The sequence below is a fragment of the Mesorhizobium sp. P3_A9 genome (assembly GCF_056402975.1).
The window spans coordinates 1-26,168 of the sequence record NZ_JBFUGJ010000051.1 but is presented as its reverse complement, the minus strand read 5'-3'; the positions used below and the strand labels follow the sequence as shown (position 1 = coordinate 26,168).

Genomic DNA, 26,168 nt, shown 5'->3' with positions numbered 1-26,168 from the left:
GCGCCGGCCGGGCCGCACCGGCGCGTCGCGGCAAAGGCCGAACGCAGCCCCGGCGGCGCACCCTGGCCGGGGCCGGTGTCACCCCCCGGTATAGTCCAACGCGCGGGCCGGGATCCTCGGCGGACGACGCTAGGAATTTGCGCCGCCGTGGAACTTTTGGACATCCCGACCGGCCGCAAAGTCACTGGCATTCGTGCCGAACTTTCGCTATGATTGGCTGGCCGGAAAAACTGCGGAACTCGGGCGCCCGCGCCACCGCCGAGCCTCAGCTTGGCCCCTCTCAACGAACCTCTTTTTCGCGCCCGATCGGCGCTGCGGTTCTTGAAGTCTTGGAGCGCCCCCATGCCAGCCGACGCGAAACAAGATCGCCTTCCTGCTGCCGGACCTTGGACGAAGTATCAGTCGAGCGATACTCCGCCTGGTTTTCGGGTGGTGCATCAGCCGGCTGCCAACGTCTTTGATCAGTTCGACGCCCCTGCCGCCAATGTCTTCGACCAGTTCGACCCTCCTGCCGTCAAGCAAGGCCCATGGACCAAATTCGCCAACACTAGCACCAAGACACCCCTGCCTGGTGCTGACCCTTGGGCGAGCTTCCCCGACGCGCCAGCCGCGGCGCCGGCCGATCCTTGGAGCGCGTTCCCGGACGCCAAGCAGAGCGAGATTCCTGCGGGTTTTAAGGTCGTCGAATTTGAGGGCCAGCGCGTCGAGTTTCCTGACGATTTCTCCGACGCGGAGATTTCGGACGCGCTTGCTTCATTGCCGAAAGCACAAGCCGTGATGCCTCGTTTCGCAGGAACGCCAGTCACCGTCGACCCGCAAGCGCAGCCGAAGCCCCGGTTTGCCGGGATTCCGGTGACAGAACAGCCGATCTCGACCGCAAAGGACGTCGGCGAATCCTTCGTTTCCGGCGTGCCGCGTGGCATCGTCGAAACCGCCATGGCGCCGGTGTCGCTCAACCGCATGGCGAGCGATGCGAGCGGCTGGCTCTACGACAAGGCCGAAGGCCCGATCCGTTCCGCGCTCGGCATGGATCCGGCCGTTCCCGGTCCCGAGCATGACCATTTCAAGGACATGATGATCAACCCGCTGACGGGGCTGGTGAACACCGCCCTGCAGAAAGTCACCGGCAACGACCAAGCCGACGTGCGAACCGGCATTTACGATGCCCAAGACAAGACGCGCGAGGTCATGGACGCCGTGCTGCACAAGCCGCAGACGACGCTCGGCAAGGTCGCAGGCACCGTTGGCGAATTCATGGCGCCGGGCGGCTTGCCGAGCAAAGCCGCGCGTTCGGCTCCCGGCATCGCGGCCAAAGCCGGCCGCTACGCGGAAGAAGCGCTTGGCAACGTCGTCGCCCCGGCAGTCGTTTCCGAAGGCGCCGGCCAAGCGACTGAAGGAACGCCCTATGAGGGCATGATGCGTTTTCTCGGCGCGCTGTTCGGCAACGCTGGTGTGGCCTCAGTTCGGAGCTTCAAAGCGCCCGAAGCGGAGTTGCGCCGCGCCACCGAAGGCACGACGCCCGAGCAGTGGGCCGCCGCTCAACGTCTCCAGAATAATCAAACGGGGGTTAAGCTGACTGGCCCGGAAGCGATAGCGCAAGCGACCGGCGGCGCCAGCGCATTGCCGAACCTTCAGCGGGTCGTTGAAGGCTCGGTTGCCGGCCGTGGGCGCACTGCGGCCTTCTTCGCCGCCAGGCCCGGCCAGGTCGACCGTGCCGTCGGCAGTATGCTGGATGAGATCGGACCGCAGAGCGCGCAACCGTCGACGCTTGGCCCTCGCGCGGCCAATGCCGCTGAACGGGCCATTGCCGCGACCCCGGAAGGGCAAGACCTTGTTGATGCCATCTTCGGCGCTGGACCGCGGACGACTCCCCTTCAGGCCGGCCAGGCTATTCAGCAGCCATTGCGCGACATCTTCGAACGCCGCGACGGCATGCGGGACGCGTTGGGCGATCGCGACTACGCCGCAGCACGCGCCGCGCAGCCTGGTATCGAGGTTCCCGGCTTGCAGCCAGAAGCCGTTGCGGCAAACCGTCCGGTATATTCGATCCGGCCTACGTCTGGCGGCGAAGCGGCAGGTCAAGCCGCATCCATGCAGCCGACACGCGTTGACGTTCCGCCGCAGCCGATCGCGCTCGAGAGCCGCACGGGCCAGGAGGCCATTCAAGTCGATCCGCGTCCGGTGCTTCGCTACATCGACGAGGCCCTTTCGAACGCCCGTGGCACGACTGCGGACGCCCTAACGACCGTGCGCAGCAACATTATGGGACCGAACGGCGCCGACACTGGTGTCACCGGGCTCGACAATCTGCGCGGCAACATCAATGGGATGATCTCGCGAGCCGTGCAGGACGGTGACGGCCAGACGGCCGAAGCGCTGCGCAACGTGCAAGGTCATCTCGATCAGGCGCTCGGAAGCGTCCCGGAATACGCCCATGCACGAGAAGGCTTCCGCGCAGCCAGCGCGCCGCTGGCGCCATTCGAGAATCCGGCCATCGCCGACGTCGTTCGCCGCGATGCCCATAACCGGACGTTTGCGACGCCAATCGAAAAGGTGCCCGGCGCGATCGATGCGGGCGGACCGACCGCGGCAGCGGCATTTAAAGGCGTGGCGCCGACCGAAGCGCGTATCGCCTACGAAAACCATTTGGCCACACAAATTCTGGACACCGTGACGAACGCAAAGGGCGTCGTGGATGGTGATCGCCTCGCAATCGCTCTGCGCGATAACCAGGATATGCTTTCGCAGTTCCCCGCGGTCGCCGACCGGCTGCGGCGCGTTGTCGACACCAACGCCGCAACTGCCCCGGTGCGCGCCGGCCCGCTCGGGCAGGTGGCCGCGGCGAAAGACACTTCTGCTGCCAGCAACGCGGTCCTGCCGCAAAATCCAATGACAGGATCCGCCCAGGAGACGGCGGACGCGTTGAAGCGCATTGCGCAACAGGATCCCGGTACGGCGTCCTCGCTGGTTCGGCAGAATCTTGCCGATCGCTACAGCAAAGCGGCGACCGAGACCCAAGAGGGTTCGCGGGAATTCGCCGGGGCAAAGTTCCGGAAAGAGGTTGCGGGCAACGCGCAACGCGAAGAAGTTTTGAAAGCTGTTGTCGGTGCTCTGCCGGAAGGGAAGGCAGCAGTTGTCCTGCCGGAGATTCTAGAAGTCCTCCATGCAACCGGCCGACGGAAGCAAATCGGCAGCGCGACCGAGTTCAATCGAACCATCAATGACAGCCTGAGCGGCTCGTCGCCGGCAGGCGCTTTGGCAGGGCTCGTGAAGTCGCTCGGTGCTACATACGTAAAGGCGGGCGACGCCGTGAAGCGGACCACCCTTCGTCGAAACTTGAGCAGCCTTGCCGATTTGTTTATCGACCCGGCTTCCGTGGATCTTATCCGCGCCGCGGCGAACGCCAGCCCGAAGATCAACTTCGGGGCTGCGGCCGGTCGCTCGGCTCTGCAGACGGGCGGCACGCTTGCTGACCCACGTGGGGCACGTTGAAACCTGCACTTGCGGGATATGCCGCCCTGCGCGATTGTGGCCTCCTTGGGAGGGCGAAAATATGGAGAACGGCGGCGGGTTGTTCCTGGTGGTCGTGTTGGTGGGCGGCTGGTTTGTTTTGGGCGATCCGCCCAGAACCGTGGCCAATTATTTGTGGCCGGATGATGCCGCACCTTGGGAAACGGTTGACGCTTTCTACTACCCGAACCGCGGCAATCTCTATGAGGTTCAGCAACAAGCCGGCCTAAAGTCGGTCGGCGCTTGTCGAGATTGGGTCAATGGCGCAGCCTACGCGCACGGCGACCCCGGCTTGGCCCGTTCTGATTGGGAATGCGGGCTGGGCAAGCCGACTCCGTATGGCGAATTGAAGGTCTATCGAGCCACAGTGAAATGAGACGAGGCAGCTCACTGAAACTAGTGTTCTGTTGCGGTTTCCTCATCGTCGCGGGCGTGGCCAAGGCGGCGCCCGTTCTTCTTTACATGACGGGCGAGGCTCTGACCAAAGACTGCAGGGCGTTTATGGAAGTCAGACGAACCGGCGTGGCCAAATTCAGCGAGCAATCTTGGGGCGCCGGGGAGTGCTACGGTTTCGTTGTCGGCGTTATCGACCACTTCGGGGTAATGGCCTCACTTGGTGCACCACCGGTGGAAAATATCGGCCGCTTTTGTTTGTCCGAAGAAGTAAACGCCAACGACGCGGTCGAAGTCGTCGCCCGCTATCTTGATGAGCGCCCCGAGAAACGAAGTCTAGGTGCTTACTTCCTCGTAAGGCAGGCCTTAGCCGAGAAATTCCCCTGCCCCTAATCTGATTCTGTGCTAATTTAAATCCGCCGGAACCGCGCGAAACTCGGGCATTCGCATCACCCGCCTTGGCTAACCAGGGCTTCGATCAACCAGCTTCCAAATCGATCTCATCATTGTTGAGAAATTGTCGTCCCCAAGCGGAAGGCACCGATCGGGAAGCCGTGTTGCGAGTGATGTAAGATGCCGAATCCCGAGAAGCCCGTTATCGATTTCAGCTATCAATACCTGCCCTACGGATCGCAGCTCGACAACGACCTGGCCGAGCTGGTGCGCGGGGTCGACGACACCATCGACGCTCTGGCCGATGTGCGCCGCTCCGACGGTGCGCTCAACAACGAGATCGTCACTCCCGACAGCCTTTCGCCGGCGGTTTTGGCGCTGCTGCGCGGCGACGGCGCGACCGGACCCACCGGGCCGAGCGGTCCGGCTGGTGGTGGCGCGACGGGGCCGTCAGGCGCGGTGGGAGCGACCGGAGCGACAGGCCCACAAGGCGCCCCCGGGTCAACCGGTGCGACCGGCCCCGCGGGCGCGACCGGCATCACGGGTTCGACAGGGCCTACGGGCGTGACCGGACTGACCGGCGCCACCGGTCCGACGGGCGTAACCGGGCTCACGGGTGCTACCGGTCCGACCGGTGTCATTGGCCTGACCGGTGCAACGGGACCTACTGGCGTCACGGGATTGACCGGCCCTACGGGTCCAACGGGAGTAGCCGGGTCAGTTGGCGCAACGGGACCGACCGGTCCAAGCGGCCCCGTCGGTCCTGGCGCTAACACGTTCACCGACTCGCAACTGATCCAGATATCCGACCCCGGCGGGACAAAGATTGCCCTTGAGATCGATCTCGAAGAAGGCAATGGGGTGTTTCGTGCGACCAGGTATGCAAGCACGGCCAACGCGCCCGTTTTCTTTGGGCGCAAGGCAAGAGGCACCAGGGTCACGCCAACGGCCACGCAGTCTGGCGATACCCTCCTGGGTTTCAGGGGCTATGGCTACGATGGCGCCGGCTTCGCCAGTGCCGCCCAAGGCGCGGCCTTTTTGCTCGAGGCTGCGCAAACCTGGTCGGCCGGCAATTACGGGACGCAGATCCGGTTCTTTACGACACTCAACGGCTCAACGGCGCTCGCCGAAGTTCTGAAGCTCGGCAACGACGGCTTGGCCACGTTCACCGGGGCAATTTCCCGCGGCGCGCCGGTCACGAAGACAGCCGACTTCACAGTCGCGGCGACCGAAAACCATCTGATCAACAATAAATCAGGAAGCGGTTGTGTCGCGACTCTTCCGTCTGCGGCGTCCTTCCCAGGGCGTGAACTATTCTTCAACAGCGAACAGGCGCAGACCCTGACGTCTGCTACTTCCAACGTCGTGCCGAGAGCCGGCGGCGCTGCCGGAACAGCCATTTTGCCGGCGACCGCGGGGGCCTGGGCGCTGTTGGTGAGCAATGCCACCAATTGGAAAATCATTGCGAGCAGTTAGGGAGCGCCAACCTTTGGGGGCCGCCGGCATCGCATCAAGCTTGCATCGACCTCCAGGTTCCTTCATCACAGGAGACCCCCGCAATTCACCTAGGACGAACGAACAAATGCCGGACCAGAAAGACCAGAACGCTATCGAACTTATCGAATTCACCGCTGATATTGTCTCGGCATTCGTGAGCAACAATTCGGTGCCAGTCTCAAACTTGGCGGATCTGATCTCGTCGGTTCACGTTTCCCTCTCCGGACTTGGCTCACCGATCACGCCGGCCGTTGAGCCGCAAACACCTGCGGTCAACCCGAAGAAGTCGGTGTTTCCAGACCACATCGTTAGCCTGGAAGATGGACGCAAATTCAAATCGATGAAGCGCCATCTCGGCTTGCTGGGCATGACCCCCGACCAATACCGCGCCAAGTGGGGCTTGCCTCACGATTACCCGATGGTGGCACCGAATTATTCCGCAACGCGGTCGATCCTGGCGAAATCGATTGGGCTCGGCCGCAAGGCTGCCCCCGTCGCGCCAGCCAAGAAGGCACCTGCGAAGCGGAAAGCCAGAGCGTAGTTCGTCTCCACCTGACGTAACGGAACGACTCAGCTATGTCTAAGGTGCGGCGGACCTGATTAGGACCGTCGGGCCGGCGCCATTCGGGCAACCTCCCATCGAGGGCGCCGGCCTTTTTCATGGCGATTATCCGCTGTTCATAAGATGGCCGCGCGATGGTGCGGTTTTCTAGGGATCGCACCGGCTACTGCGTGCGCTATCCAGCCGTAGCGAGCTTCCGTGATCGCACCATATCGTCGCCCCCAAGAATCCGTCATGCCCTGAAATGCGGCGGACCTGATTGTCCGCTCGGCCGGTGCCTTTTACCCAACAGCCCCCCTGTAGGCGCCGGCCTTTCTATCCCCGCGGCAGCTTGTGGATCTCCAGCCGGACCGGGCCACCCTTCTTGCAACTCGTACAAAAAAGCGCCGGTTCGACGGTGCTGAACAGCGCGTCCTTGCCATATCGCCGGATGAGTGCTGCCGCCTTCACCTCGGCATGATGAGAACAGTTTTTGCACCAGGCTCGCAACCTGTGCCACTCGCGCAGATCACCTAGCGAGACGTCGAGCCCTGCATAGACGCTTCCGTCGATGATCGTCTGAGGCGGGATMKTSACCTCGCCKGGCGTSAKGATYTTYTCCATMACRTGCCGGCTGTTGTAGTGGATMAGSAGCATGCCCGGCCGACGGCGTATCGCCGCTTGCCATGCCGCCTGGCTGACCATCGCATCCGGAGACCGGCAGATCGTTTCGAGGTGAGTCTTCTCCTCGCTATCCCAAACCTCGATCCGGAAATTGTCCTCGGCTGTGTCCACCATCTAGGGACGCGCCTTGTGCCAGCCGCGGGAAAATCCGCTTGAGACCGCAGCGCGCGACAGGGCAAGCTCGCGCTCGAGCCACGCGCACTTGGCCAGGACGTTCAGCAAGGCAACCACAGCATCGCCGTCGGCAGCAGCAAGCGCCTGCTGGGCCGCCAACTCAAGTTCCGACATAGCTTCGCCGGCCGGCGCGTTTTGGCGCTTTCCCATAGCCCTTTCCTGCTCAGATACGGAGAGGAATAGGGAACATATTCCTGTCAGGTCAAGGGGTATTGACTCTTGTGTTCTCTTTTTGTTCACTGTCGGCAGGATAGCCACAGGAGGCGACGCGATGAAGCTTCGCTTGGAGATCGAGAACGCTTCGCCGGAAGAGCAAAAGCGCGGCATCGAGGCGGCCATGGCCGTGTTTGCCGCGACAGGCATATCTGCCGCACAGGCTGCCGATGGAATGTCTGCGCTGGAGGGCTGGGATGATGCCAGCTTTGCCGCGGATGAAGAACCCACCGCGGAAGAGGATAAAGCAGCCGATGTCTGGATGGAGGCCAAAAGGCCGCTATCGCCGCGTGCTGCGCCGACTGGCCCCCGGATGCAGTGCCGGCAAACTATCTCTTCCTCGAATTGGATGATTGATGCATGTGCGGCCGTTACACCCGATATCTCTCCTGGTCGGAAATCCACCGGCTCTACCGGCTAACGGCGCCGGCAGAGACCGGCCGCAATGACGAGCCGCGCTACAACATCGCGCCGACACAGGACGTGCCTTTCGTTACGGCCGGCGAGGACGGCAATCACCGCTTGCGTGAGGGTCGCTGGTGGCTCGTTCCATTTTGGGCAAAGGAGATGCCCAAGGCGGCCATGTTCAACGCCAGGATTGAAGGTGTCGACACCGCACCGGCGTTTCGCGACGCCTTCAAATCGAAGCGCTGCCTGATCCCGGCTGACGGGTTCTACGAGTGGACAATCTCGCCGGCCGACGGCAAGAAAGACCCTTGGCACATCTATCTGCCCGGCCACGCGCCTTTTTCGTTTGCAGGTCTCTGGGCGCACAACTCAAACCTCGACATCACGAGTTGCACAATAATCACCGAGCCGGCCGGCAATCCGATGAACAACCTACACGATCGGCAGCCCCTAATTCTCGACCCGGCCTACTATGACGCTTGGCTCGACCCGGCTACGCCGAAGGATTATCTGAAGGACGTTCTGAGCCACGATATCGACGGGCAACTGCAGTTCAATCGCGTCGGCCGCGACGTCAATTCGACAGTCATCAACAAGCAGCCGAACGACCACCCTGCCTTGGTCGGGCCGATTAATCCGCTATGAGTGACGAACCGCTCAAACTCCCCGAAGGCATGACGGCAATGACGCGCGACCGCGCCAGAGTGCTCGGCCACACATGCGAGCATCACGGTTGCGGCGCGGTCGCCGGATGGGGCTTCGCGCGTCCGCGCAGTGAACCGCACTGGTTTTGCTTCGAGCATCGCGCAGAAGGCGATCGGCACCTTTAGCGAAGGCTACTCGGGCAAACCCGGCTCGTAGTGAACAATCGCGTCGAGGATCGTGCGATAGAGGCTGTCCACTTCTTCGTCGATCTCAATGCGCTTGATCCCCAGGGCTTTCGCGTCGGCGATCAGCTTGTGCGTGAGTTCGTCGACTGAGATGACATCGGCCTTCGTCGACTCGGGCACGTTGTTGGCCAGCCATCGGTCCAGGAAGTTGATTCCGCGTGTGCTCATGACGCGATAAGCTCGGCCAGTCGCTTAGGTTCCGGCATCCGGGTTGCCAACGGCGGCCTCGTCGACCTCCGCTTCCATATCGGGGCGAACAGATTTGACCTGACCGCCCCCGGGCACGTCGTCGAAGCCCTCTAGCCAAACGTCGGCATGCTGCTGCCAGAAATCGGGAACGTCACGCTCTTTGCCGTCTTTCCGCGCCTGTGCTCCGTACATCCAGGCATAGTTGGCGCGTTCCTGGTCTTTCTTTGCGACTGCCACTGTCTTCCTCCCGCTAACGCCCCAAGGGCTGTTTTGAAAGCGAGACAAGTTCAGCCTCGTCTTTGATCCCGGCCATGTAGTTGGCAATGATACGGGAGGCCATGGCGGCTCGCGCTTCCGGCTGCTGATTGTCGAGCCTCAAATGCTCAAAGACCCTGGCGAGCAGAGCCAACTCTGATGGGTCGAAAATGCCGGCCTCATTCGCCTTGGTGCGTATTGGCATCGATTTCCTCCCTGAAGTCCTGCAGCGAAGCGTGCCGCAGATCCTCTTCGCCACGCAAGTGCTTTACCCGACCGATGATGCCGGGCTTGACCCATTGCGTCGCCGGCCGCTTCATGCCCTTGGGCGCCGGCCCGGCGTGCTCCTGGACCCTCTTCCAAAGCCGCTCTCGGATCGCCTGGCTCGAATTGATGAAGGCGGAACCGACATAGCGACCGGTCTCCCGATCGGCCATCAGGGCAAAGGCCGGTTTGCCCGCTTCACGCTCGACGCCGAGTAGTTCGAATTCATCGATCGAGTAGCATTTCGCTTTCAGCCAATTGGTCGACGGTCCGCTGCGGTATTTGCTATCACGCCGCTTCGAGACCATGCCCTCCAGTCCGGCTTGGTCGAGCAGGTGGAAAATTGCTTTCGCTTCGCCCGGCAAAGGCTCACTGAACTGTATCCGGCCGCCGGGCTCGATCATGCTGGCCAGGATCTCGCGCCGCTCCTCCAGCGCCATGTCGCGCAGACCGTGGCCATTGAGGTGGAGAAGGTCGAAGGCAACGAAGTACAGGTCGTGCTGCCGGCGGGTGATCGCCTTTCGCAACTCACCAAAGTCGGATAGGCCCTTGTCGTTGAGTACAATGATCTCGCCGTCAACGATAGCGCTTTGGGCGCCGAGGCTCGCAGCCTCCCTCACCAGGTCGCGATACTTCGTCGTCCAGTCGTGGCCGTTGCGCGTGTAGATCCTGGTGCCGTCCTCATCGATGATCAGTTGCGATCGGTACCCGTCGAACTTGACCTCGTGAATCCAGTCGTCGCCTTCCGGCGGTTGCTCGACAAGGGTCGGCATCAAAGGCGGGACGAACTTCAAACGCATGCTGGTACTCAAACACGAAACCGCGATTCAATCAGCATGTGCTAAAATAGTTCCGGAACATTTTAGACGAATTGGAAGTTCGATCGGTCATGACGAAGCTATCCGACCTCGGCCCACCTATCCCCGGCAAGCTGCACGGCGGCGACCTGATCCGCGAAGAGGGCCATTTCTACAACTGCCCGAACTGCGGTCAGAAGGTCGACCAGCGCGATTTGCGCCAGGTGTTCTGGCACGAGGAGCCGGGCCACGATCCGCTGCAGCCCGAGCCCGAGGCGAAGGTCCTTGAGTTCCCGCGACGAAAATGAAAAAGCCCGCGGGCCGGAGCCAGCGGGTTGATTGAATGAATGGGCACAGAAGGCTGTCGTCAGTTGATGATCCGGCGGACGGCGCCGACGGCCCCGAGTGGCCACGTCCCCGGAACAAGTAACCATCCCGAGAGTTCCAATAGGAACAGGTTTCAGGTTTTGTTCGCGTTGTGGTACGCTTGAAACTGGTGATTAATGTGCTATGGCCGCTTGACAGGTGATTCGTAGTGCTCCGTATGGGCCAGCACCAACGAGAAAACCAAATGGCATTCAGCCTTAGAGATATCCTTAGATTCTTCCACGGCGGGCCTAGCAAGCCGAAGCCAGTCTTTCAGACTGAAAAAGAAGCTTACGAATTTTGTAGGAAGGTCTATAACGCCAACAACGGCGTCACGCCTGAATTGCGTAAGGCCTACGAATTTTATCAAAAGAATTACAACGACGATACCGGTACCTTCCTTGGACCTGAGTCAAATCCGCATCTCCCCACTCTCGTCAAAGGACGCCATCCATAAATTCAATTGTGGTGAGTCCGATATCGACAAGTGGGTGAGCAAATCCCCCAAGTGGTCAGAGCAAAACAAAGCGCGATTGTTCATCGCCCATACGCTCGGTAATCAGAAGGCAATGGGCTTCTACTCGCTCTCGTTCTCCAGCGAAGATCGTAATAAGCTTGCCGGCAAGCAGGACCGCCAAATTTGGGGAAGCGGCGTTCCACTGATCTATCTTCAATACCTGGCTGTTCAGCGTACGTGCCAGAATTGCGGCCTTGGCACGCTCCTGTTGATGGATTCGCTTCGGCGCGCCTATTGGGTATCGCAGAACGTGGCCTTCTACGGCGTCGGCCTGCGTTCGCTGAATGACAAGACCACCGCGCTTTATAAGAAATATGGTTTCGCCGTAGCGCCAGACGAAGACCAATTCCCGCTGATGATATTGCCGATCTGGTCAATCAACGATCTGTTCGGAAACACCTAGCCTTTTGGTCTAGGCGAGGAGCGCGGGAGGGCGTTTGCGGTGGGGGAACTGGTAGACGGCGATGACGGCCTTCAGGTCGAAGAGGTCGGCGCATGGGCGAAAGACAAGCATCAATCGCTATCGCGCTATGTCGACATTTCCAGAGGCGTCCGTTCGAAATGGCTCGACCCAGGGAAAGCCGGTGCTACCTACATCGATCTCTTCTGCGGCCCTGGACGCGCAAAGGTCCGACGGACGGGCGAGTTTATCGATGGCAGCTGTGTTGCGGCCTGGACTGCCAGCGTCAACGGAGGAACGCCGTTCTCTGAGGTGATCATCGCCGATGCAGATGACGAGCGCCGCGGTCTTGCCGCTCAACGCCTCCGGCGGCTCAAAGCGCCCGTGATAGAAGTTCGCGGAGATGCAGCGATTTCCATCCATGCGGCGATGTCGAGGCTTAAGCCCCAAGGCCTGCACTTCGCGTTTCTCGACCCCTACAATCTGGCGTCATTCGACTTCGGCGTGATGCAGGAACTGGCGAAACTCAGGTACATCGACATTTTGGTTCACGTGAGCAAGATGGACCTTCAACGCAACCTCGGTATCAACGTGAAGGCGCAGCAGTCGGCATTCGACACGTTTGCGCCCGGCTGGAGATCGGCTGTGGATCTGAGACAGTCGCAACCAGCCATTCGTCGTGATGTGTTTAGCTTTTGGAAGCAGAAGGTCGCGAGCCTAGGAATCGGCGCTTCAACAGACATGGAGCTTATAACGGGCAGCCGAGGTCAACACCTATATTGGCTGACATTGGTCGCACGGCACCAACTTGCGCACGCGTTTTGGAAAGTGGCTTCCAACAAGTCTAGGCAGGGATCGCTCTTCTAAATTGTGGCCGTCGGCATCTCGTCATAGGTTCGGCCGTTTAGCGTTCGGCCCGTCGCCTTCTTGTTGCGACCACCCCACTGCTTGAAGAAGAATGCCGTCCCGCTACGGCGGCACATTGTCTCAATCTCGTCAACCCAGCGCGGATCCATGTGACGGGCGCCTGGTCCAGATTCGCCGCCGACGATCGCCCATTGAATTGCCTTGAGATTGGCGCCGGCGACGGAACCGATCAGCGGCTCGAGAGAGACGAAGCGGATCGCGGCGGGCACGCGGCGCAAGTCGTCGAGCYGATCTAGCACGCGGCTATCTTCGACACTGGTTCCCAGCCACACATTAGGCAGGACCGGGAAGTCGCCGCGGGTCAGGACGCTCGCCATGACCTCAGGCCGCTTGGTCAAAATTTGGTAGGTATGCCGCGGCGTTTCCTCCATCACGGTCCAGACTTGCCGGATGAAGTCAGCCGGCACATCGACATGAAACAGGTCCGACATCGAGTTGACGAAAACCCGGCGCGGCTTCGCCCATGAGGCGGGGGTCGCCAGAGACTTCGGGTCAGTCACGACCTTGCCTGTCCATTTTGCGCGGCCGCCGGTTTTGCGCGTGAGCCCCTGGTATTTCTCCATGCCCATCGCTTCGAGGCGCGCCGCCATCCGCATCGCGTAACAATTGGTGCATCCGGCAGTCAGGATCGTGCAACCCGCCACCGGGTTCCACGTCGCGTCCGTCCATTCGATCGACGTCTCGGCCATATCAAATTCTCCAGCCCGAGAATGGTTAATCGATGGCGATTGACATTCCGTTTATGCCCCTGTGTGGGAAACGAATGTGGGACGGGAACCACTTCAAGCCTTAACCTATTGATTTTATTGGCGCACCCGACAGGATTCGAACCTGTGACCTCTGCCTTCGGAGGGCAGCGCTCTATCCAGCTGAGCTACGGGTGCTTCCCGGTGTTCCGGAAAACGAACCAGCCGGTGAACCGGCAAGTCACGGCTTCTTAGCGGAAGCCGGCGCGGGCTTCAACGGGCAATTGGCGGGCTGCAAGGCGGGAAACTCGGATTAACGCGCTTTCGGCATTGCTGATGCCATGGACGTCCCTTGATCAAGCCCCTCTCGAAGAATCCGAGAAGCCAAGGTGCACAAGCCTGCCGGAAGATGGCGCCTGAAACGAAAAACCCGCCTCGGCGGCGGGTCGCTGGCGCAAATCAGCACCATGGGCGAATTTATAGCATAATTGCCGTCACCGGGCAACCGATCGCGAGCTCGCTGTCATGATCGCATCCAGCCCTTCGCAGGCTCCCTGCCCTTCAGGCATCACTACCCCGCCTCTCCCTTCACCGTCCTTCTCCGCACCCCGCGCACCGCCCGCTTCACCTTCTTCGCCCCCGCAAGCTCGTTCATCGCATCGAGCTGCATCTGCTGCATCTCCGCCAGCCGCGTCCACTGGCGCGAGATGAGGTAGTCGAGTTTTTCGTGCAGATGGCGCACTTCGAGCTCGGCTTTGAGGTTGACGCGGTATTCGTTGAAGGAGCGCAGGCGGTCTTTCACCTCCTGGCGCTTCTGGCTCATCATGATGATCGGCGCCTGGATGGCGGCGATGCAGGAGAGCAGCAGGTTGAGCAGGATGAAGGGATAGGGGTCGAAGGCGCCATTCAAACCCTCGAACAGGTTGATGCCGATCCAGACCAGCAGCACGCTGGCAAAGGAGATCAGGAACCACCAGCTGCCACCGAAGGCGGCCATGTTGTCGGAGACGCGGTCGGGGAACGTGCGGTGCTCCTCGAACTCCTCCTCCGAGTTTTCGGAAATCGTGTCCTGCCGGGCGATCGATTCCACCACCTGGCGGTCGAGCTCGGAGAATTCGCCGTGCTCCTGCTGCAGCAGTTCCTCCATGTAGCGCATGCGGTAGCGGCCGAGCTCCTCGCGGCTGATGCGGGCGCCCTTGGGCAGGTCCGGGTGGTCCGAATGAATGCGGTCGGCGAGGCTTGGGCGCAGCGTGTCGATGCGCACGAGATCGCGCTTGCGGAATTTGCGGCCTGAGATCGCCGACGGTTTTTTCCTGGCCTTTATCCGCGATGCGCCGGGGCCTGATGGTTCGGAGTCCGGCACTTCGGGCGTGTCGAAATGCTCGTCCGAAACCTCGTGCAGGTCTTGTTCAGTGGTCGGCGCCTCGAAATATTCGCCGCCGCTGTCGTTCTCATTGTCCGCCGCCTTCTGCTCTGGCGTTTTGGGGACAGTGCTCATGGTGCGGGCTCCTGCTGTGGCGCTGAATATGAGGATACGCCGAGGTGGCGGGGCATATCCACCGTCGGTTTTCGCAGCCTATGCCATGGCTTCCCAACGATTGCGTGACAGTCGTGAAACAATAGCCGGCTGCGGGTTCTTTGGGGGCGTTTCACGGGTTCATCGCGCTGGGCTATCAAGGACATTCACGATTGGCCGAGGCGTCCCCAACTTCGTCATCCTAGGGCGAAGCAGCCGCGCAGCGGCGTCGCGGAGACCCTGGGATCCATGCCGCGACCTTGGTCGAAGGGTGCAGCGGTGCAGAATTCTGAACCGTGGCAGCGCTCGGAGGTCGCGGCATGGATCCTCGGGTCTGCGCTGCGTCGCTGCGCTCCTTGCTCCGCCCGTGGATGACGAAGCGAGGGGTGGCTCCGCTCCTCGCGGCTCACTCCTCACTGCTGCTCGGCAAACATCAGTCTGGTCTTGGTTCCATCTGTCGTCGGCGACAGGCTGCGCTGGATCAGGGCCTCGACATGGTCGTTGCGCTGGCGGGCGGAGTCGGCGCCCATCACCACCACGATCAGCTGGCGGCCGTCGGCATTGTAGGAGGTGACGATGTTGAAGCCCGACGCCCTGATGTAGCCGGTCTTGATGCCGTCGACGCCGCGCACACGGCCGAGCATGTCGTTGTGGCCGCGCACCAATCTGCCGCGGAACATGAAGTCGCTTTCGGAGAAATAGTGGAAATGCTGGGGAAAGCGCTGGCGCAGCGCCAGGCCGAGCACCGCCATGTCGCGCGCCGTCGTCATCTGGCTGTCGTCGGGCAGGCCGGATGCGTTGCGGAAGGTGGTGCTGGACATGCCGAGCGAGCGCGCCTTGGAGGTCATCATGGCGGCGAACTGGTCTTCCGAGCCGCCGAGATATTCGCCGACCGCCACCGCCACGTCATTGGCGGATTTGACGACGATGGCGCGGATGGCGGAATCGACATCGATCGTCTCGCCGCGCCGGAAGCGCATCTTGGTCGGCGGCTGCGAGGCGGCGTGGTCGGAGACCGGGATCTGCGTTTCCTTGGTGACGCGGCCGGACTCCATCGCCTCGAACAGCAGATAGAGCGTCATCATCTTGGTCAGCGAGGCCGGATAGCGCTGCGCCGTCGAGTTGACCTCGAACATCTGCTTGCCGGTCTTGGCGTCGACGACGATAGCCGCATATTTCTGCGGCGGCGCCGGCACGGTCAGCACGGAGTCCGGCGGGGTCGTGGTCGAGCAGCCGGCGACCAGCAGCAACAGGCCGAGGGCGACGAAAACTCTCTGGAGGAGCGGAAAGGGACGCAGGTTGGACAAGGGCAGGACTGTTCTGGCGATGCTGTTGCTGAGATGAGGCGAAGCTAACGTAACGCGACTGATGCGTCCATTTGGTTAATGGCGGTCATACAAGGGATTGTCGAGCCCTCGCAGGACTTGGGTTCCTCGCCCCCACAAAAGTGGGGGAGAGGTGGCTCGGCGAAGCCGAGACGGAGAGGGGGCTGCGCCGACAGCGACAGATGATCGGAACGTTTAACGGACGGCGCCCTACGAAGGCCCCCTCTCCGGCCGCTTCGCGGCCACCTCTCCCCCGCCTTCGGCAGGGGCGAGGAAAAGCCTGCGAGGCCGCCCCGAAATCGCCCGTTTCCTGTCTTTCCTTGCCAAAACCGCGTTTCCTGTGGGAAGGGGCGTGGTATCGGCTGGCTTGGGGGGTGGCATGACTGACATCGGGGCCGGGGGCGCAGCGCCCTCGCTTATCAAGGCATCGCTTAGCCGCACCGGCAAATGGGCCGGCAGCGTCGCTTTCATCAGCGGCGCCGTTGGCGACGTGCTCAATCCGCTGGCGCCGTTCGCCGCCTATATCGCGCTGGTCGCGGCGGTAGCGGCGGCCATCATCGCCATTGCCATCGTGCTGCGGCTGGTGCTGGCGGCCAAGGCGCTGCCGGCGCTGGTGTTCGCCACCAGTGCGGCGGCGGTCGCCGGCGGTGTCTATGCGGTGCAGCAGGAGACCAATTCGCAAAACGGGGTGATCGCTGGCCTGGTGCCGGCAATCGCGCAGCTGCAGCAGTCGATCGGCATCGTCACTGAGAAGGTGGCGAAGATCGAGCAGACGGTGACGCAGACGCAGAAAACCGTCGAAGAGGTCAAGAAATCGACCGACACGGTGGCGCAGAAGACCGACCAGATCGCGTCCGCCCAGCAGCAACAGACGCAGCAGGGGGCGCAGACGCAAAAGACAGTCGAGGCGGTCAAGCAGACGACCGAGACGCTCGCCGCCGGCCAGCAACAGCAGCAGGCCCAGACGGAAAAACTGCAGGCGACGACCGAACAGATCGCCGCCTCGATCGACACCATCGCCAAGGGGTTTGCCCAGCTGGCGGCGCAGGGCGGGGCGATCGCCGAGCCGAAGCGGCCGGATGAGTTCTACCACAATGCCCGCGTCTACGAATTGTCCGGCGACATGCTCAACGCGCGGCGCTCCTACCTCGCCTTTGCCGGCTTCGACGTCGACGCCATCGACCCCTATACGCGCTTTGCCACGCTGCTTCGGGTGCAGGACGGCAAGGCTGGCGCCCGCGAAGTGTTCGGGCAACTGGCGGAGAAGGCCAAGGCGCCGTCGATCAAGCTGGTCCACCTGCTGCAGTTCGACGATGCGCAGCGGCTCGACAAGCTCAACGCCTTCATCGCGGCCAATCCCGACTACGCGCCGGCCTATTACCTCAAGGCGCAGGAGTTTTCGGAAGACCGCCTCGGCAGCCAGACGCTGGCCGACAAGCGCAACGAAGCCCAGGCGCTGACCAAATTCGTCTCCTACGAAAAGGACGGCGGGCTGCTCAAATATTTCGTCGACCAGACGCAGYTSGCCGACTGGCTGGACCGCAGCCGCAGCCGGCTGGCGGCGCTTGGCGACGTGCTCGACCCCGCGCGCTTTGCGCCTTCGCTGACGCCGATGCGCTCCAACCAGGGCTGGTCGATGACCATTTCGCTGCCCGAGCCGGCGACCGCGATCTCCTGGCGCCTCGGCAGCAGCGGTCCCTTCACCGACACCGGCTTCCTGGCGATGAACGACCAGACCACCGGCAAGCCGATGGCCAATCCGAGCTTCGAATTGCCCGACAGCACCACGGCGACCACGATCGCGATCAAGTATCTCGACATCAGAGGCCGCGAGACCGGCCCGTTCGACATACGCTTCGATCCGGATGCCGCCCTGCAGCAAGGTGACAAGCAGATCCTCGACCAGTTCTGGACGTCGTGGATCGCCTTCGACTCCGGCGGCAATCACGGCCTGGTCTATTTCACGCAGATGCTGTCCTACCGCTGCGCCATCAAGGAGGTTCATTACAGCCTGAACGGCGCCGCGCTCGACAAGTCGCTCGAGATACCGCCTTGCGACAAGAAGGACCCCTACGCCATCCCCTACGACGCCAAGGGCTATTTCAAGGTCGCCGACAGCGTGAAATCGATGTCGGTGCAGGTCACCTACACCGACGGCACGAAATCGCCGGTGCGGGAATACAAGCGGCAGTAGCTGATGCGAAATGCGAGCTGCGGTGCTTGCGCAACGGACGCCAAACAGGTTCTGTTTCCGGCTTCAGAATCGGTGAGAGCGCAATGACCATCAGCACGATCAAGGCCCGGGGTATTTCGGTTTCGCTCGATCTCACCGTCGGCCACATCGCCGACATGGTCGTCGAGAGTGGCGGGCGCCAGCTGAAGCCGTTGCACCGCGCGCCCTGGGTCGACGCAGGCGAGACGCTGCCGCAGGACCTGCCGCAAGGCAGCGTCCGGCTGTCCGGCGATTTCCTCTGCGCGCCGTTTTCGCGCAGCGATGTCGAGGAGGCGCCGCTGCATGGCTGGACCGCCAACAGCGCCTGGGATGTCACCGAGAGCGGCGCGACGGATGGCGGCTGGCGCGCGGTCTTCCGGCTGCGGCACACGGTCATGGGCGCCAGCGTCGACAAGATCTTTACACTCATCGACGGCCATCCCTTCCTCTATCAGGAACATGTGTTTTCCGGCGGGTCCGGCGCAATCTCCGTCGCCCATCACCCGATGACGGTGATGAAAGGCGGTGGCAGACTGGCCTTTTCGCGCAAGCGGTTCGCCGCAACGCTGGACGATCCGCTGGAGTCCGATCCCGCGCGTGGCCGCTTCATGCTGGCCTATCCAGCGCGGTCCACGGACCTCAACCATTTTCCCACCGCCGCCGGCGGCACGGCCGACTTGACGCAATACCGCATGGACGACCGGCGCGAGGATTTCATCACCCTGGTCGAGGCCGACCATGGCGGACCGGGCTGGACGGCGCTGGCGCGCCAGGCCGAGGACGATCTGGTGCTGGTGCTGAAAAACCCGGCCGAGCTGCCGATCACAATGCTGTGGCTCAGCAATGGCGGGCGCGACTACGCGCCCTGGAGCGGGCGTCACCTGGGCGTGCTCGGCATCGAGGACGGTCGCGCCGCTGTCGGCCATGCCGCATCGATCGGCGACAACTGGCTGAAGCGCGAAGGCGTGGCAACCGCCTTTGCCCTCGGTGAAGGCCGCAGCTTTTCGTTCCGCCACGTCATCGGCGCCATTCCGCTCTCCGGTGGCCAACCGCCGCAGGAAATCACCACGGCCGATGGCCAGATGCGGCTCTCGGCCGGCGGCTCGACCAGTGAAGTGCCGTTCGACAGCGCGTTCCTGCGCATTGGTCAGCCTGTCGCCGGCTAGAGCGGGGATTGCGCGAGCGCGGGGTTTGAAATTTCCACCGACTGCCGCCAAGATGCGGCGGAACATCGTGCCTGTTATCAGGGCAAGTGAGGCCCCTATGTCCGAAATCGCCCACCTCGCCGCCACCATCTTCAAGCGCGCCGGCAAGGCAAAGCGCTTCATTGTCGCCATTGCCGGGCCGCCGGGGTCGGGAAAATCGACGCTGTCGGCCGGCTTGCATGACCTTTTGCCGGAAGGGGCGGTGGAAGTCGTGCCGATGGACGGCTTCCACTATGACGACATCGTGCTCAACGCACGCGGGCTGCGCGCGAGGAAGGGCGCACCGGAAACCTTCGACTTCGCCGGTTTCGAAACCCTGATGAAGCGCATCCGGGCCGTTGAACCCGACATCGCCATTCCCGTCTTCGACCGCGGCATGGAACTGTCGCGCGCCGCCGCGGCAATCGTCAGCACCGAGACCAAATTCATCCTGGTCGAAGGCAATTACCTGCTTCTCGACGAGGAGCCGTGGTCGCGGCTGGCGCCGCTGTTCGATTTCTCGATCTTCGTCGACGTGCCGCGCAATGAACTCGAGCGCCGCCTGATGGAGCGCTGGCACGGCCATGGCCGTTCCGACGAGGATGCGCGCGCCTGGATCGCCTCCAATGACATGCCCAACATCGAGCGCGTGCTGGCCCGGCGCCGGGCCGCCGACCTGGTCATTGGTTAACACGCTTAATTTTCGGTATTTTTGGACGGGAACCTTAAGAGTTTCACGCCGTTATGCCTGACAACCCGTTTGTTCGGCGTAAGGGATTTTCCAATGGCAACCAACGCAAAAAAACCCGCAAAGACGAGGCCTGCGAAGGCAACTCAGGCGAAGGCCGGTGCTGGCCCAGCGATCGCCGAACGCTCGAAAGACGCCAAGGGCGCTTTCGGCAAGGCCGCACCCAGGAAGGTCGTCGCGGCCGCGAAGACCGCCAGCCCGCGCAAACCCGCGCCGGCCAAACCCGGTGCTGTTCGGACGGCGGCGAATATTGCAGCCGGCGCCGTGGTCGCAACCGCGCGCGGCGCTGCTTCGCTCGCAGCCTCCGTGATGGGCAGAGGCGGTTCGAAAGCCAAGGCGAAGTAGCACAGGCTGCTTAGTTAGAGTAGGCCCGCCAAAGCAATCGCCTATGGCGAGGGGCATTCAGCCCCTTGCTGGAATGGTCAGGCCTTTCTGCACCGCCGGCCGGGCCAGGCCGCGCTCCAGCCATGCAGCGACATTGGCGAAATCATCGAAACCGACGAGGTCGCGTGCTTCGTAGAAGCCGATCAGGTTGCGCACCCAGCCGAGCAGCGAGATGTCGGCGATGGTATAGTCATTGTCCATGATCCATTTACGGCCCTTGAGCCTGCGATCAAGCACGCCGAGCAGCCGCCTCGATTCGTCGCGATAGCGCTCCAGCGGCCGCTTGTCGGCGATCTCGCGGCCGGCGAATTTGTGGAAGAAGCCGACCTGGCCGAACATCGGCCCGACCGACGCCATCTGGAAGAACACCCACTGGATCGTCTCGTAGCGCCGCGCCGCGTCCACAGGCATGAGCAGGCCGGTCTTTTCGGCGAGATAGAGCAGGATGGCGCCGGATTCGAACAGGCCGATCGGCTTGCCGTCCGGACCGTTCGGATCGATGATCGCCGGKATCTTGCCATTGGGATTGAGCGACAGGAATTCCGGCGTCCAGCTTTCATCCTTGCCGATGTTGACCAGGTGCGGCTCATAGGGCAGGCCGATCTCTTCCAGGGCGATCGAGACCTTCACGCCGTTCGGCGTCGTTGCCGAATAGAGCTGGATCTGGTCCGGGTGCTTGGCTGGCCAGCGCGCGGTGATCGGAAAGGCGGACAGGTCGGCCATGGTAACTCCTGAATGGGGATGCGCGCAGAGGGCGCAGTGCTGGCGGGTCTGCAAAGAATTAGGCGCGCGGCCGGGTGTGATCAATATGGCGGCGACAGTTTCGCCATGCACGGACAGTCAACCGGATCGAACGCGGCGGATGGTCAAGCGCGCTCAAGACCGCCCGGGGCGGTGGTAACCGCCCGGGGCGGTGGTAACCGCCTGAGGCGTTGGTGACCCCGCCTGGGTTCAGATCGCTTTGAACGCCAGCACCGCGTTGGTGCCGCCGAAGGCGAAACCGTTGCTGATCGCGGCGCGCACCTTGCGCTCGCGCGCCACATTGGGCGTCACGTCGAGATCGCAATCGGGATCGGGTTCGCGGTAATTCGCGGTCGGCGGCACGACGCCTTCGCGGATCGCCATGACGCAGGCGATCATCTCCAGTCCGCCCGACGCGCCCAGGCAATGGGCATGCATCGACTTGGTCGAGGAGATCGACAGCGAGCGCGCATGCTCGCCAAAGACGCGCTTGATCGCGGTGGTCTCGATCTGGTCGTTGGCCTTGGTGCCGGTGCCGTGGGCGTTGAGATAATCGACGTCCTCGGGATTGAGCCCGGCATCGGCAAGACAGAAGCGCATCGCCGCTTCGGGTCCCTCTACGGTCGGAGCGACGATGTCGGAGGCATCGGCCGAAAGGCCGGCGCCGGCGATTTCGGCGAGAATGGTGGCGCCACGCGCCATGGCGTGATCGTAGCTTTCCAGAACCGCCATGCCGGCGCCTTCGCCGAGCACCAGCCCCTGGCGGTCGGCCGAAAACGGCCGGCAGGTGTCGGGCGACAGCACGCGCAACGCTTCCCAGCCCTTGAGCACGCCCCACACCAGCGGCGCATCGGTGCCGCCGGCGACCATGACATCGGCGCGGCCGAGCCTGATCTGGTCCGCCGCCGAGGCGATGGCATGATTGGCCGACGAGCAGGCCGACGTAACGCCGAAGACCGGCCCACGCAGGCCTAGATGCATGCTGACCTGGCCGGCGGCGGCGCCCGGCATGACCCTGGGCACGGTGAAGATCCCGGCGCGATTCTTGCCCTCGACCAGGATGGCGCGATAGTTCTCCTCGACCGTCTCGAATCCGGCGACGCCAACGCCGACAATGGTTCCCATACGGTAGGTGTTGTCGGCGTGCGCAGCCAATCCGGACTGCCGCATGGCTTCGCGGGCGGCAATCGTGGCCAGCAGGCTGAAGCGGTCCATCGACACCAGCTGCTTGCGCTCGATGCCGTGATCGGGCAGCGCCTTGATCTCGCAACCGGTCCTGACCTTCAGATCGTGCAAGGAATGATTTTCGATCGGACCTATCGCCGAACGGCCAGCACGCATCTCACCCCAGATGGCCGGCACATCGGTGCCGAGCCCGCATATCCCGCCAAGACCGGTGATGACGACGCGTTTCAGYATTCGGTCAGGCTTTTTTGGCGATCAGCGCGCGAACGGCCTCGACCATGTCGCCGACATTCTTCAGATTGCTCCAGGCATCGACCGTATTCATCTCGATCTCGATGCCATATTGCTCCTCGAGATCGAAGATGATCTCGGTCAGCTCGAGCGAATGGATGCCGAGCGACGTCAATTCGGTGCCGGTGGTGATTTCTTCACCGCCCGGCTCGGCATGGGCCTTGATCTTTTCGATGATATCCGCTGCCAGTTGGTCGGCCATTCGGTCTCTTCCCCACTTTTCGTTTCCCGACGCCAACTTAACAGCGCCTTCTTGTCCTCGATATCAGGCCGCGATCGTCGCCTTCTACCTCCGCCAAGCATCGCCTGACCGTACCGAGGTGGCTCTCTCTATAGAAACGGAAACGCCATCAAGCAACAAGCTATATGTCGACAAAACCGCCACAGTGCTTAACCTGACGGGGTGGATACGATGGAATATACCAAGTTTTCGGCCCCTTTGGCTCAGCGCGCCGCGGGTCTGGCGCRGCTGGGCTGCGCCAGCGCGGACGGCCGCACGCGGCTGCGGCGCCTCTACCAGGACGGCTCCGCCAAGATAAGGCTGCCGGCGGTTTCGGCCGATCCGCTGGAGGCGGTGCTGATCAACACCGCCGGCGGATTGACCGGCGGCGACCGCATCGGCTGGGATGTGGATGTCGGTGCAGGAGCCTCGGTGTCGATAACGACCCAGGCCTGCGAGAAGGTCTATCGCGCCGCATCCGACCATGCCCAGGTGCGGGTCAGGCTGAGCGTCGGCGAAAACGGCCGCATCGCCTGGCTGCCGCAAGAAACCATCGTCTTCGACCGGGCGGCCTTTGCCCGCACATTGGATGTCGAGCTTGCAGCGGGGGCCGAGGCGCTGGTGCTGGAGGCCACTGTCTTCGGTCGCCTGGCCATGGGCGAACGCGCCGCGCAGGGCACTTTCCACGACCGCTGGCGTGTTCGCAGGGATGGTGTCCTCATCCATGCCGAGGATTTTCGCATCGGGCCCGACATCACTGGTGCCCTGGCACGCGCGGCCAGCGCCGGCGGCGCAATCGCGGTGGCAACGCTGCTGCTGGTGTCGACGCGGGCCGAGGCTTTGCTCGACCCGGTCCGGGAGATCGTCGGCGACCAGGGCGGCGCCAGTGCCTGGAGTGCCAAGGCAACTGGCAAGCTTCTTGCGAGGCTTTACGCCGTGGACAGCTACCACCTGCGCCAGCGGCTGGTTCCGCTTGTCGGATTGCTCAACGGAAAGGCGGGGCTGCCCAAATTATGGTCACTGTGATCCTGTCTGCCTCATCTTTGGAAACCGCATGAACCTGACGCCGAGGGAAAAAGACAAGCTGCTGATTGCCATGGCGGCGATCGTGGCGCGCAAGCGGCTGGAGCGCGGCGTCAAGCTCAACCATCCGGAAGCGATCGCGCTGATCACCGATTTCGTCGTCGAAGGCGCTCGCGACGGCCGCCCGGTCGCCGACCTGATGGAGGCCGGCGCCCATGTCGTCACCCGCGCGCAGGTGATGCAAGGCATCGCCGAAATGATCCAYGACGTGCAGGTYGARGCGACATTYCCCGACGGCACCAARCTGGTSACCGTGCACGARCCCATCAGGTGAGGAGACCGGGATGCTTGAGCTGCGGCCAAACTGCGAGTGCTGCGACAAGGACCTGCCGCCCGAGGCGGCGGATGCGCTGATCTGCACCTTCGAGTGCACCTTCTGTGCCGATTGCGTGGAACATGTGCTGGACGGCGTCTGCCCCAATTGCGGCGGCAATTTTTCGGCCCGGCCGACCCGTCCCGCCGCGATGCTGAAAAAATATCCGGCTTCGACCAAGCGCGTCCTCAAGGCCGAGGGCTGCGGCCCGCGCAGAGCCGCATGAATACCGTGATACTGGAAACGGAAGGCAAATAGAAATGATCCCTGCCAAACGACTGTCCCTCTCGGCGATCCTGTTTCTGGCTGCGGCCATGCCCGCCTACGCCCATGTCGGCATCGGTACGACGTCGTCCTTCACGGCCGGCTTCATGCATCCCTTGTCCGGCCTTGATCATATGACCGTGATGATCGCCGTTGGCCTGTGGGCGGCCCTCAAGGGCGGCAGGGCGATCTGGGCGTGGCCGGCTGCTTTTGTCGGGGTCATGCTGGGCGGYGSTGCCCTTGGCATGSYGCAWGTGCCGGTGCCCTTCGTCGAGCCGGGCATACTCGCCTCCGTCGTGGCGCTTGGCCTGCTGGTGGCGCTGGCCATCGATCTGCCCGTCTCGGCCGGTGTCGCCATCATCGGCCTGTTCGCGCTGTTTCACGGTCACGCCCATGGCACCGAAGTGCCGGAAAATGCCGGCGGGCTCGAGTACATGGCCGGCTTTGCCGTCGCCACCGCGCTGCTTCATGCCACCGGCATCGCCGCTGGCCTGAGCCTCGGTCTCAGGTTCCGTGGTCTGGCTCGTGTCGCGGGCGCTGCCTGCGCGGCGATCGGCGTCGGCCTCGCCTTCGGCGTCGTGTGATCTCAGATGATCCCCGGCGAAATCATCCCCGTTCAAGGCGACATCGAGCTCAACAAGGGTTTGCCGACCATCACCCTGAAAGTCGCCAACAGTGGCGACCGGCCTATCCAGGTCGGCAGCCACTACCATTTCTTCGAAACCAATGAGGGGCTGAAATTCGACCGCGAACGAGCGCGCGGCATGCGCCTCGACATCGCCGCCGGCACCGCCATGCGCTTCGAGCCGGGACAAGAACGCGACGTGACGCTGGTGCCGCTTGGCGGCAAACGCGAGGTCTATGGGTTCCAGCAGAAGGTGATGGGCAAGCTGTGAGACCGGTGGCGTCTCATGCCTGGCGCGTAAGGATGGCGACCGGCTTCGGGGCAAACCCGAAAGCGAGCGTTGCTTTCGGCTCAGTTCGACGGCTTGGCGGCCGCATAGATGACGATCTTTCCGGGGTCGTCGAACTCGACGGCGAGAATGTCCTGCGCAGCCACGCGCCGCGAATCGATTGCGTTGAAGAGCAGGGCGTTGGCCTCGATCTCCTTGCGCAATTCCGCGACATCGTCCCGATGCTGCCGGACCTTGTTCTGGATGATTGCCGGCGGACCGCCTTCGCTGCGCGCCGAGTCGGTCAGGAACACGATGTCGACCTTATCGAGCTTGGAGGTCTTGCGCACCGTGCCGATGTTGTCACGCGTGCGGTCGATCGCCGAACTGACTTTTCCGATTTCAGCTGTCGTCTTGGCCTGTTCCTCGTTGATTTGCGAGCCGACGATGCGGTCGACAGTCTCCGGGCTTTCAAGGCCCTGCGCGTTCAACGCGGCCTGAGGCAGGCTCGCTGCCAGGAACGCGGCCGCCGCAACGGCATGCAGCCATCGGGCATCGGAGAGAGTGGTGGAGCTCATCATTCGCTTTCGCAGTTTGTTTCAACAATCAGAACAATCAGGAAGCGAAACGACTCCAGCCCTGCCACGGTTCCCTTCGCGATACGGCCGGCGGGCCGGATACCGGCCCGCCGCGCCGCGTCGTCAG

32 protein-coding genes and 1 tRNA gene are annotated in these 26,168 nt (G+C 62.7%); 20 read left to right on the top strand and 13 right to left on the bottom strand.

Translation table 11 applies throughout. From position 1 onward, the window contains the following. Positions 1–342 precede the first annotated feature (342 nt). From AC1DX0_RS10815 to AC1DX0_RS10795, 5 genes are all read left to right on the top strand, one after another. Positions 343–3,492: a hypothetical protein gene (locus tag AC1DX0_RS10815; protein WP_477218734.1), complete on the top strand. Its 3,150-nt coding sequence runs from the start codon at positions 343–345 to the stop codon at positions 3,490–3,492. Positions 3,493–3,553: 61 nt separating this feature from the next. Further along, positions 3,554–3,886: a hypothetical protein gene (locus tag AC1DX0_RS10810; RefSeq protein ID WP_477218735.1), complete on the top strand. Its 333-nt coding sequence runs from the start codon at positions 3,554–3,556 to the stop codon at positions 3,884–3,886. Beyond that, a complete protein-coding gene (locus AC1DX0_RS10805) occupies positions 3,883–4,296 on the top strand; it encodes a Rap1a/Tai family immunity protein (RefSeq protein ID WP_477218736.1) in 414 nt (137 codons plus the stop codon). Before AC1DX0_RS10810 ends, AC1DX0_RS10805 begins: the two co-directional genes overlap by 4 nt. A gap of 180 nt (positions 4,297–4,476) precedes the next feature. After that, complete coding sequence (locus AC1DX0_RS10800) at positions 4,477–5,772, top strand: hypothetical protein (protein WP_477218737.1); 1,296 nt, start codon at positions 4,477–4,479, stop codon at positions 5,770–5,772. 106 nt (positions 5,773–5,878) lie between these two features. Next, on the top strand, positions 5,879–6,334 hold the full coding sequence (locus AC1DX0_RS10795; protein ID WP_477218738.1) for a Ros/MucR family transcriptional regulator: 456 nt from the start codon (positions 5,879–5,881) through the stop codon (positions 6,332–6,334). A gap of 798 nt (positions 6,335–7,132) precedes the next feature. Here AC1DX0_RS10795 and AC1DX0_RS10790 read toward each other — a convergent pair. Then, positions 7,133–7,342: a hypothetical protein gene (locus AC1DX0_RS10790; RefSeq protein ID WP_477218740.1), complete on the bottom strand. Its 210-nt coding sequence runs from the start codon at positions 7,340–7,342 to the stop codon at positions 7,133–7,135. Positions 7,343–7,463: 121 nt separating this feature from the next. Here AC1DX0_RS10790 and AC1DX0_RS10785 point away from each other — a divergent pair, with 121 nt between their 5' ends. Both AC1DX0_RS10785 and AC1DX0_RS10780 read left to right on the top strand, forming a co-directional pair. Continuing rightward, the gene (locus AC1DX0_RS10785; protein WP_477218741.1) at positions 7,464–7,826 is read left to right on the top strand and encodes a hypothetical protein; all 363 of its coding nucleotides are present in this window, start codon (positions 7,464–7,466) and stop codon (positions 7,824–7,826) included. Then, a complete protein-coding gene (locus AC1DX0_RS10780; protein WP_477218742.1) occupies positions 7,766–8,458 on the top strand; it encodes an SOS response-associated peptidase in 693 nt (230 codons plus the stop codon). Before AC1DX0_RS10785 ends, AC1DX0_RS10780 begins: the two co-directional genes overlap by 61 nt. 191 nt (positions 8,459–8,649) lie before the next feature. On the opposite strand, the gene AC1DX0_RS10775 is transcribed toward AC1DX0_RS10780, so the two are convergent. Genes AC1DX0_RS10775 through AC1DX0_RS10760 form a run of 4 tightly spaced genes read right to left on the bottom strand, consistent with a single transcriptional unit; the run spans position 8,650 to position 10,211 of the window. Next, complete coding sequence (locus AC1DX0_RS10775) at positions 8,650–8,871, bottom strand: DUF768 domain-containing protein (protein WP_477218743.1); 222 nt, start codon at positions 8,869–8,871, stop codon at positions 8,650–8,652. A 24-nt stretch (positions 8,872–8,895) separates the two neighbouring features. Further along, positions 8,896–9,129: a hypothetical protein gene (locus tag AC1DX0_RS10770; RefSeq protein ID WP_477218744.1), complete on the bottom strand. Its 234-nt coding sequence runs from the start codon at positions 9,127–9,129 to the stop codon at positions 8,896–8,898. 13 nt (positions 9,130–9,142) lie between these two features. Next, positions 9,143–9,352 (bottom strand): hypothetical protein, encoded by a 210-nt coding sequence (locus AC1DX0_RS10765; RefSeq protein ID WP_477218745.1) that lies wholly within the window; start codon positions 9,350–9,352, stop codon positions 9,143–9,145. Continuing rightward, positions 9,327–10,211 carry an ATP-dependent DNA ligase gene (locus tag AC1DX0_RS10760; RefSeq protein WP_477218746.1) on the bottom strand — a complete coding sequence of 295 codons (885 nt, stop codon included), beginning with the start codon at positions 10,209–10,211 and terminating at the stop codon, positions 9,327–9,329. Before AC1DX0_RS10760 ends, AC1DX0_RS10765 begins: the two co-directional genes overlap by 26 nt. 89 nt (positions 10,212–10,300) lie before the next feature. Between AC1DX0_RS10760 and AC1DX0_RS10755 the strand changes: the two genes are divergently transcribed. The 4 genes from AC1DX0_RS10755 (at position 10,301) to AC1DX0_RS10740 (ending at position 12,358) form a co-directional block, all read left to right on the top strand. Continuing rightward, positions 10,301–10,516, top strand: a complete 216-nt coding sequence (locus tag AC1DX0_RS10755) for a hypothetical protein (protein ID WP_477218747.1) — start codon at positions 10,301–10,303, stop codon at positions 10,514–10,516. A gap of 263 nt (positions 10,517–10,779) precedes the next feature. Beyond that, positions 10,780–11,031, top strand: a complete 252-nt coding sequence (locus tag AC1DX0_RS10750; RefSeq protein WP_477218748.1) for a hypothetical protein — start codon at positions 10,780–10,782, stop codon at positions 11,029–11,031. Positions 11,032–11,065: 34 nt separating this feature from the next. Next, a complete protein-coding gene (locus AC1DX0_RS10745; protein WP_477218749.1) occupies positions 11,066–11,494 on the top strand; it encodes an N-acetyltransferase in 429 nt (142 codons plus the stop codon). A 39-nt stretch (positions 11,495–11,533) separates the two neighbouring features. Continuing rightward, positions 11,534–12,358 carry a three-Cys-motif partner protein TcmP gene (locus AC1DX0_RS10740; protein ID WP_477218750.1) on the top strand — a complete coding sequence of 275 codons (825 nt, stop codon included), beginning with the start codon at positions 11,534–11,536 and terminating at the stop codon, positions 12,356–12,358. Here AC1DX0_RS10740 and AC1DX0_RS10735 read toward each other — a convergent pair. The 4 genes from AC1DX0_RS10735 to AC1DX0_RS10720 all read right to left on the bottom strand — a co-directional run bounded on the left by AC1DX0_RS10735 (position 12,355) and on the right by AC1DX0_RS10720 (position 15,927). Further along, complete coding sequence (locus tag AC1DX0_RS10735; protein ID WP_477355289.1) at positions 12,355–13,107, bottom strand: DUF5131 family protein; 753 nt, start codon at positions 13,105–13,107, stop codon at positions 12,355–12,357. The two genes, AC1DX0_RS10740 and AC1DX0_RS10735, sit on opposite strands and share 4 nt — an antisense overlap. A gap of 118 nt (positions 13,108–13,225) precedes the next feature. Beyond that, positions 13,226–13,302, bottom strand: a tRNA-Arg gene (locus tag AC1DX0_RS10730). A gap of 373 nt (positions 13,303–13,675) precedes the next feature. Next, positions 13,676–14,602, bottom strand: a complete 927-nt coding sequence (locus AC1DX0_RS10725) for a DUF1003 domain-containing protein (protein WP_477218752.1) — start codon at positions 14,600–14,602, stop codon at positions 13,676–13,678. A gap of 431 nt (positions 14,603–15,033) precedes the next feature. Next, positions 15,034–15,927: a D-alanyl-D-alanine carboxypeptidase family protein gene (locus AC1DX0_RS10720; RefSeq protein ID WP_477218753.1), complete on the bottom strand. Its 894-nt coding sequence runs from the start codon at positions 15,925–15,927 to the stop codon at positions 15,034–15,036. A gap of 397 nt (positions 15,928–16,324) precedes the next feature. Here AC1DX0_RS10720 and AC1DX0_RS10715 point away from each other — a divergent pair, with 397 nt between their 5' ends. The 4 genes from AC1DX0_RS10715 (at position 16,325) to AC1DX0_RS10700 (ending at position 20,434) form a co-directional block, all read left to right on the top strand. Then, positions 16,325–18,139 (top strand): methyl-accepting chemotaxis protein, encoded by a 1,815-nt coding sequence (locus tag AC1DX0_RS10715; protein ID WP_477355286.1) that lies wholly within the window; start codon positions 16,325–16,327, stop codon positions 18,137–18,139. An 83-nt stretch (positions 18,140–18,222) separates the two neighbouring features. Continuing rightward, entirely contained in the window at positions 18,223–19,323 is a 1,101-nt protein-coding gene (locus AC1DX0_RS10710; protein WP_477218755.1) for a hypothetical protein, read from the top strand. A gap of 97 nt (positions 19,324–19,420) precedes the next feature. Then, the gene (locus tag AC1DX0_RS10705; RefSeq protein ID WP_477218756.1) at positions 19,421–20,032 is read left to right on the top strand and encodes a nucleoside triphosphate hydrolase; all 612 of its coding nucleotides are present in this window, start codon (positions 19,421–19,423) and stop codon (positions 20,030–20,032) included. 93 nt (positions 20,033–20,125) lie between these two features. Further along, on the top strand, positions 20,126–20,434 hold the full coding sequence (locus AC1DX0_RS10700) for a hypothetical protein (RefSeq protein ID WP_477218757.1): 309 nt from the start codon (positions 20,126–20,128) through the stop codon (positions 20,432–20,434). 57 nt (positions 20,435–20,491) lie between these two features. Here the strand turns inward: AC1DX0_RS10700 and AC1DX0_RS10695 are convergent, their stop codons facing one another. The 3 genes from AC1DX0_RS10695 to AC1DX0_RS10685 all read right to left on the bottom strand — a co-directional run bounded on the left by AC1DX0_RS10695 (position 20,492) and on the right by AC1DX0_RS10685 (position 22,892). Next, complete coding sequence (locus tag AC1DX0_RS10695) at positions 20,492–21,196, bottom strand: glutathione S-transferase family protein (protein WP_477218758.1); 705 nt, start codon at positions 21,194–21,196, stop codon at positions 20,492–20,494. Between the two features lie 228 nt (positions 21,197–21,424). Beyond that, complete coding sequence (locus tag AC1DX0_RS10690; protein WP_477218759.1) at positions 21,425–22,633, bottom strand: beta-ketoacyl-[acyl-carrier-protein] synthase family protein; 1,209 nt, start codon at positions 22,631–22,633, stop codon at positions 21,425–21,427. 4 nt (positions 22,634–22,637) lie between these two features. Further along, positions 22,638–22,892 (bottom strand): acyl carrier protein, encoded by a 255-nt coding sequence (locus AC1DX0_RS10685; protein ID WP_477218760.1) that lies wholly within the window; start codon positions 22,890–22,892, stop codon positions 22,638–22,640. Positions 22,893–23,102: 210 nt separating this feature from the next. On the opposite strand from AC1DX0_RS10685, the gene AC1DX0_RS10680 reads away from it, so the two are divergent. From AC1DX0_RS10680 to AC1DX0_RS10660, 5 genes are read left to right on the top strand one after another with little or no spacing between them, the layout of a single operon-like run. After that, complete coding sequence (locus tag AC1DX0_RS10680; RefSeq protein ID WP_477355283.1) at positions 23,103–23,936, top strand: urease accessory protein UreD; 834 nt, start codon at positions 23,103–23,105, stop codon at positions 23,934–23,936. A 28-nt stretch (positions 23,937–23,964) separates the two neighbouring features. Further along, a complete protein-coding gene (locus AC1DX0_RS10675) occupies positions 23,965–24,267 on the top strand; it encodes an urease subunit gamma (RefSeq protein ID WP_477218762.1) in 303 nt (100 codons plus the stop codon). 10 nt (positions 24,268–24,277) lie between these two features. After that, positions 24,278–24,532 (top strand): DUF1272 domain-containing protein, encoded by a 255-nt coding sequence (locus AC1DX0_RS10670; protein WP_477218763.1) that lies wholly within the window; start codon positions 24,278–24,280, stop codon positions 24,530–24,532. 34 nt (positions 24,533–24,566) lie between these two features. Next, the gene (locus AC1DX0_RS10665) at positions 24,567–25,154 is read left to right on the top strand and encodes a HupE/UreJ family protein (protein ID WP_477355280.1); all 588 of its coding nucleotides are present in this window, start codon (positions 24,567–24,569) and stop codon (positions 25,152–25,154) included. A 6-nt stretch (positions 25,155–25,160) separates the two neighbouring features. After that, a complete protein-coding gene (locus AC1DX0_RS10660) occupies positions 25,161–25,466 on the top strand; it encodes an urease subunit beta (RefSeq protein WP_258588070.1) in 306 nt (101 codons plus the stop codon). An 80-nt stretch (positions 25,467–25,546) separates the two neighbouring features. Here AC1DX0_RS10660 and AC1DX0_RS10655 read toward each other — a convergent pair whose 3' ends face one another. Next, positions 25,547–26,041 carry a hypothetical protein gene (locus tag AC1DX0_RS10655; protein WP_477218765.1) on the bottom strand — a complete coding sequence of 165 codons (495 nt, stop codon included), beginning with the start codon at positions 26,039–26,041 and terminating at the stop codon, positions 25,547–25,549. Between the last annotated feature and the right edge of the window lie 127 nt (positions 26,042–26,168).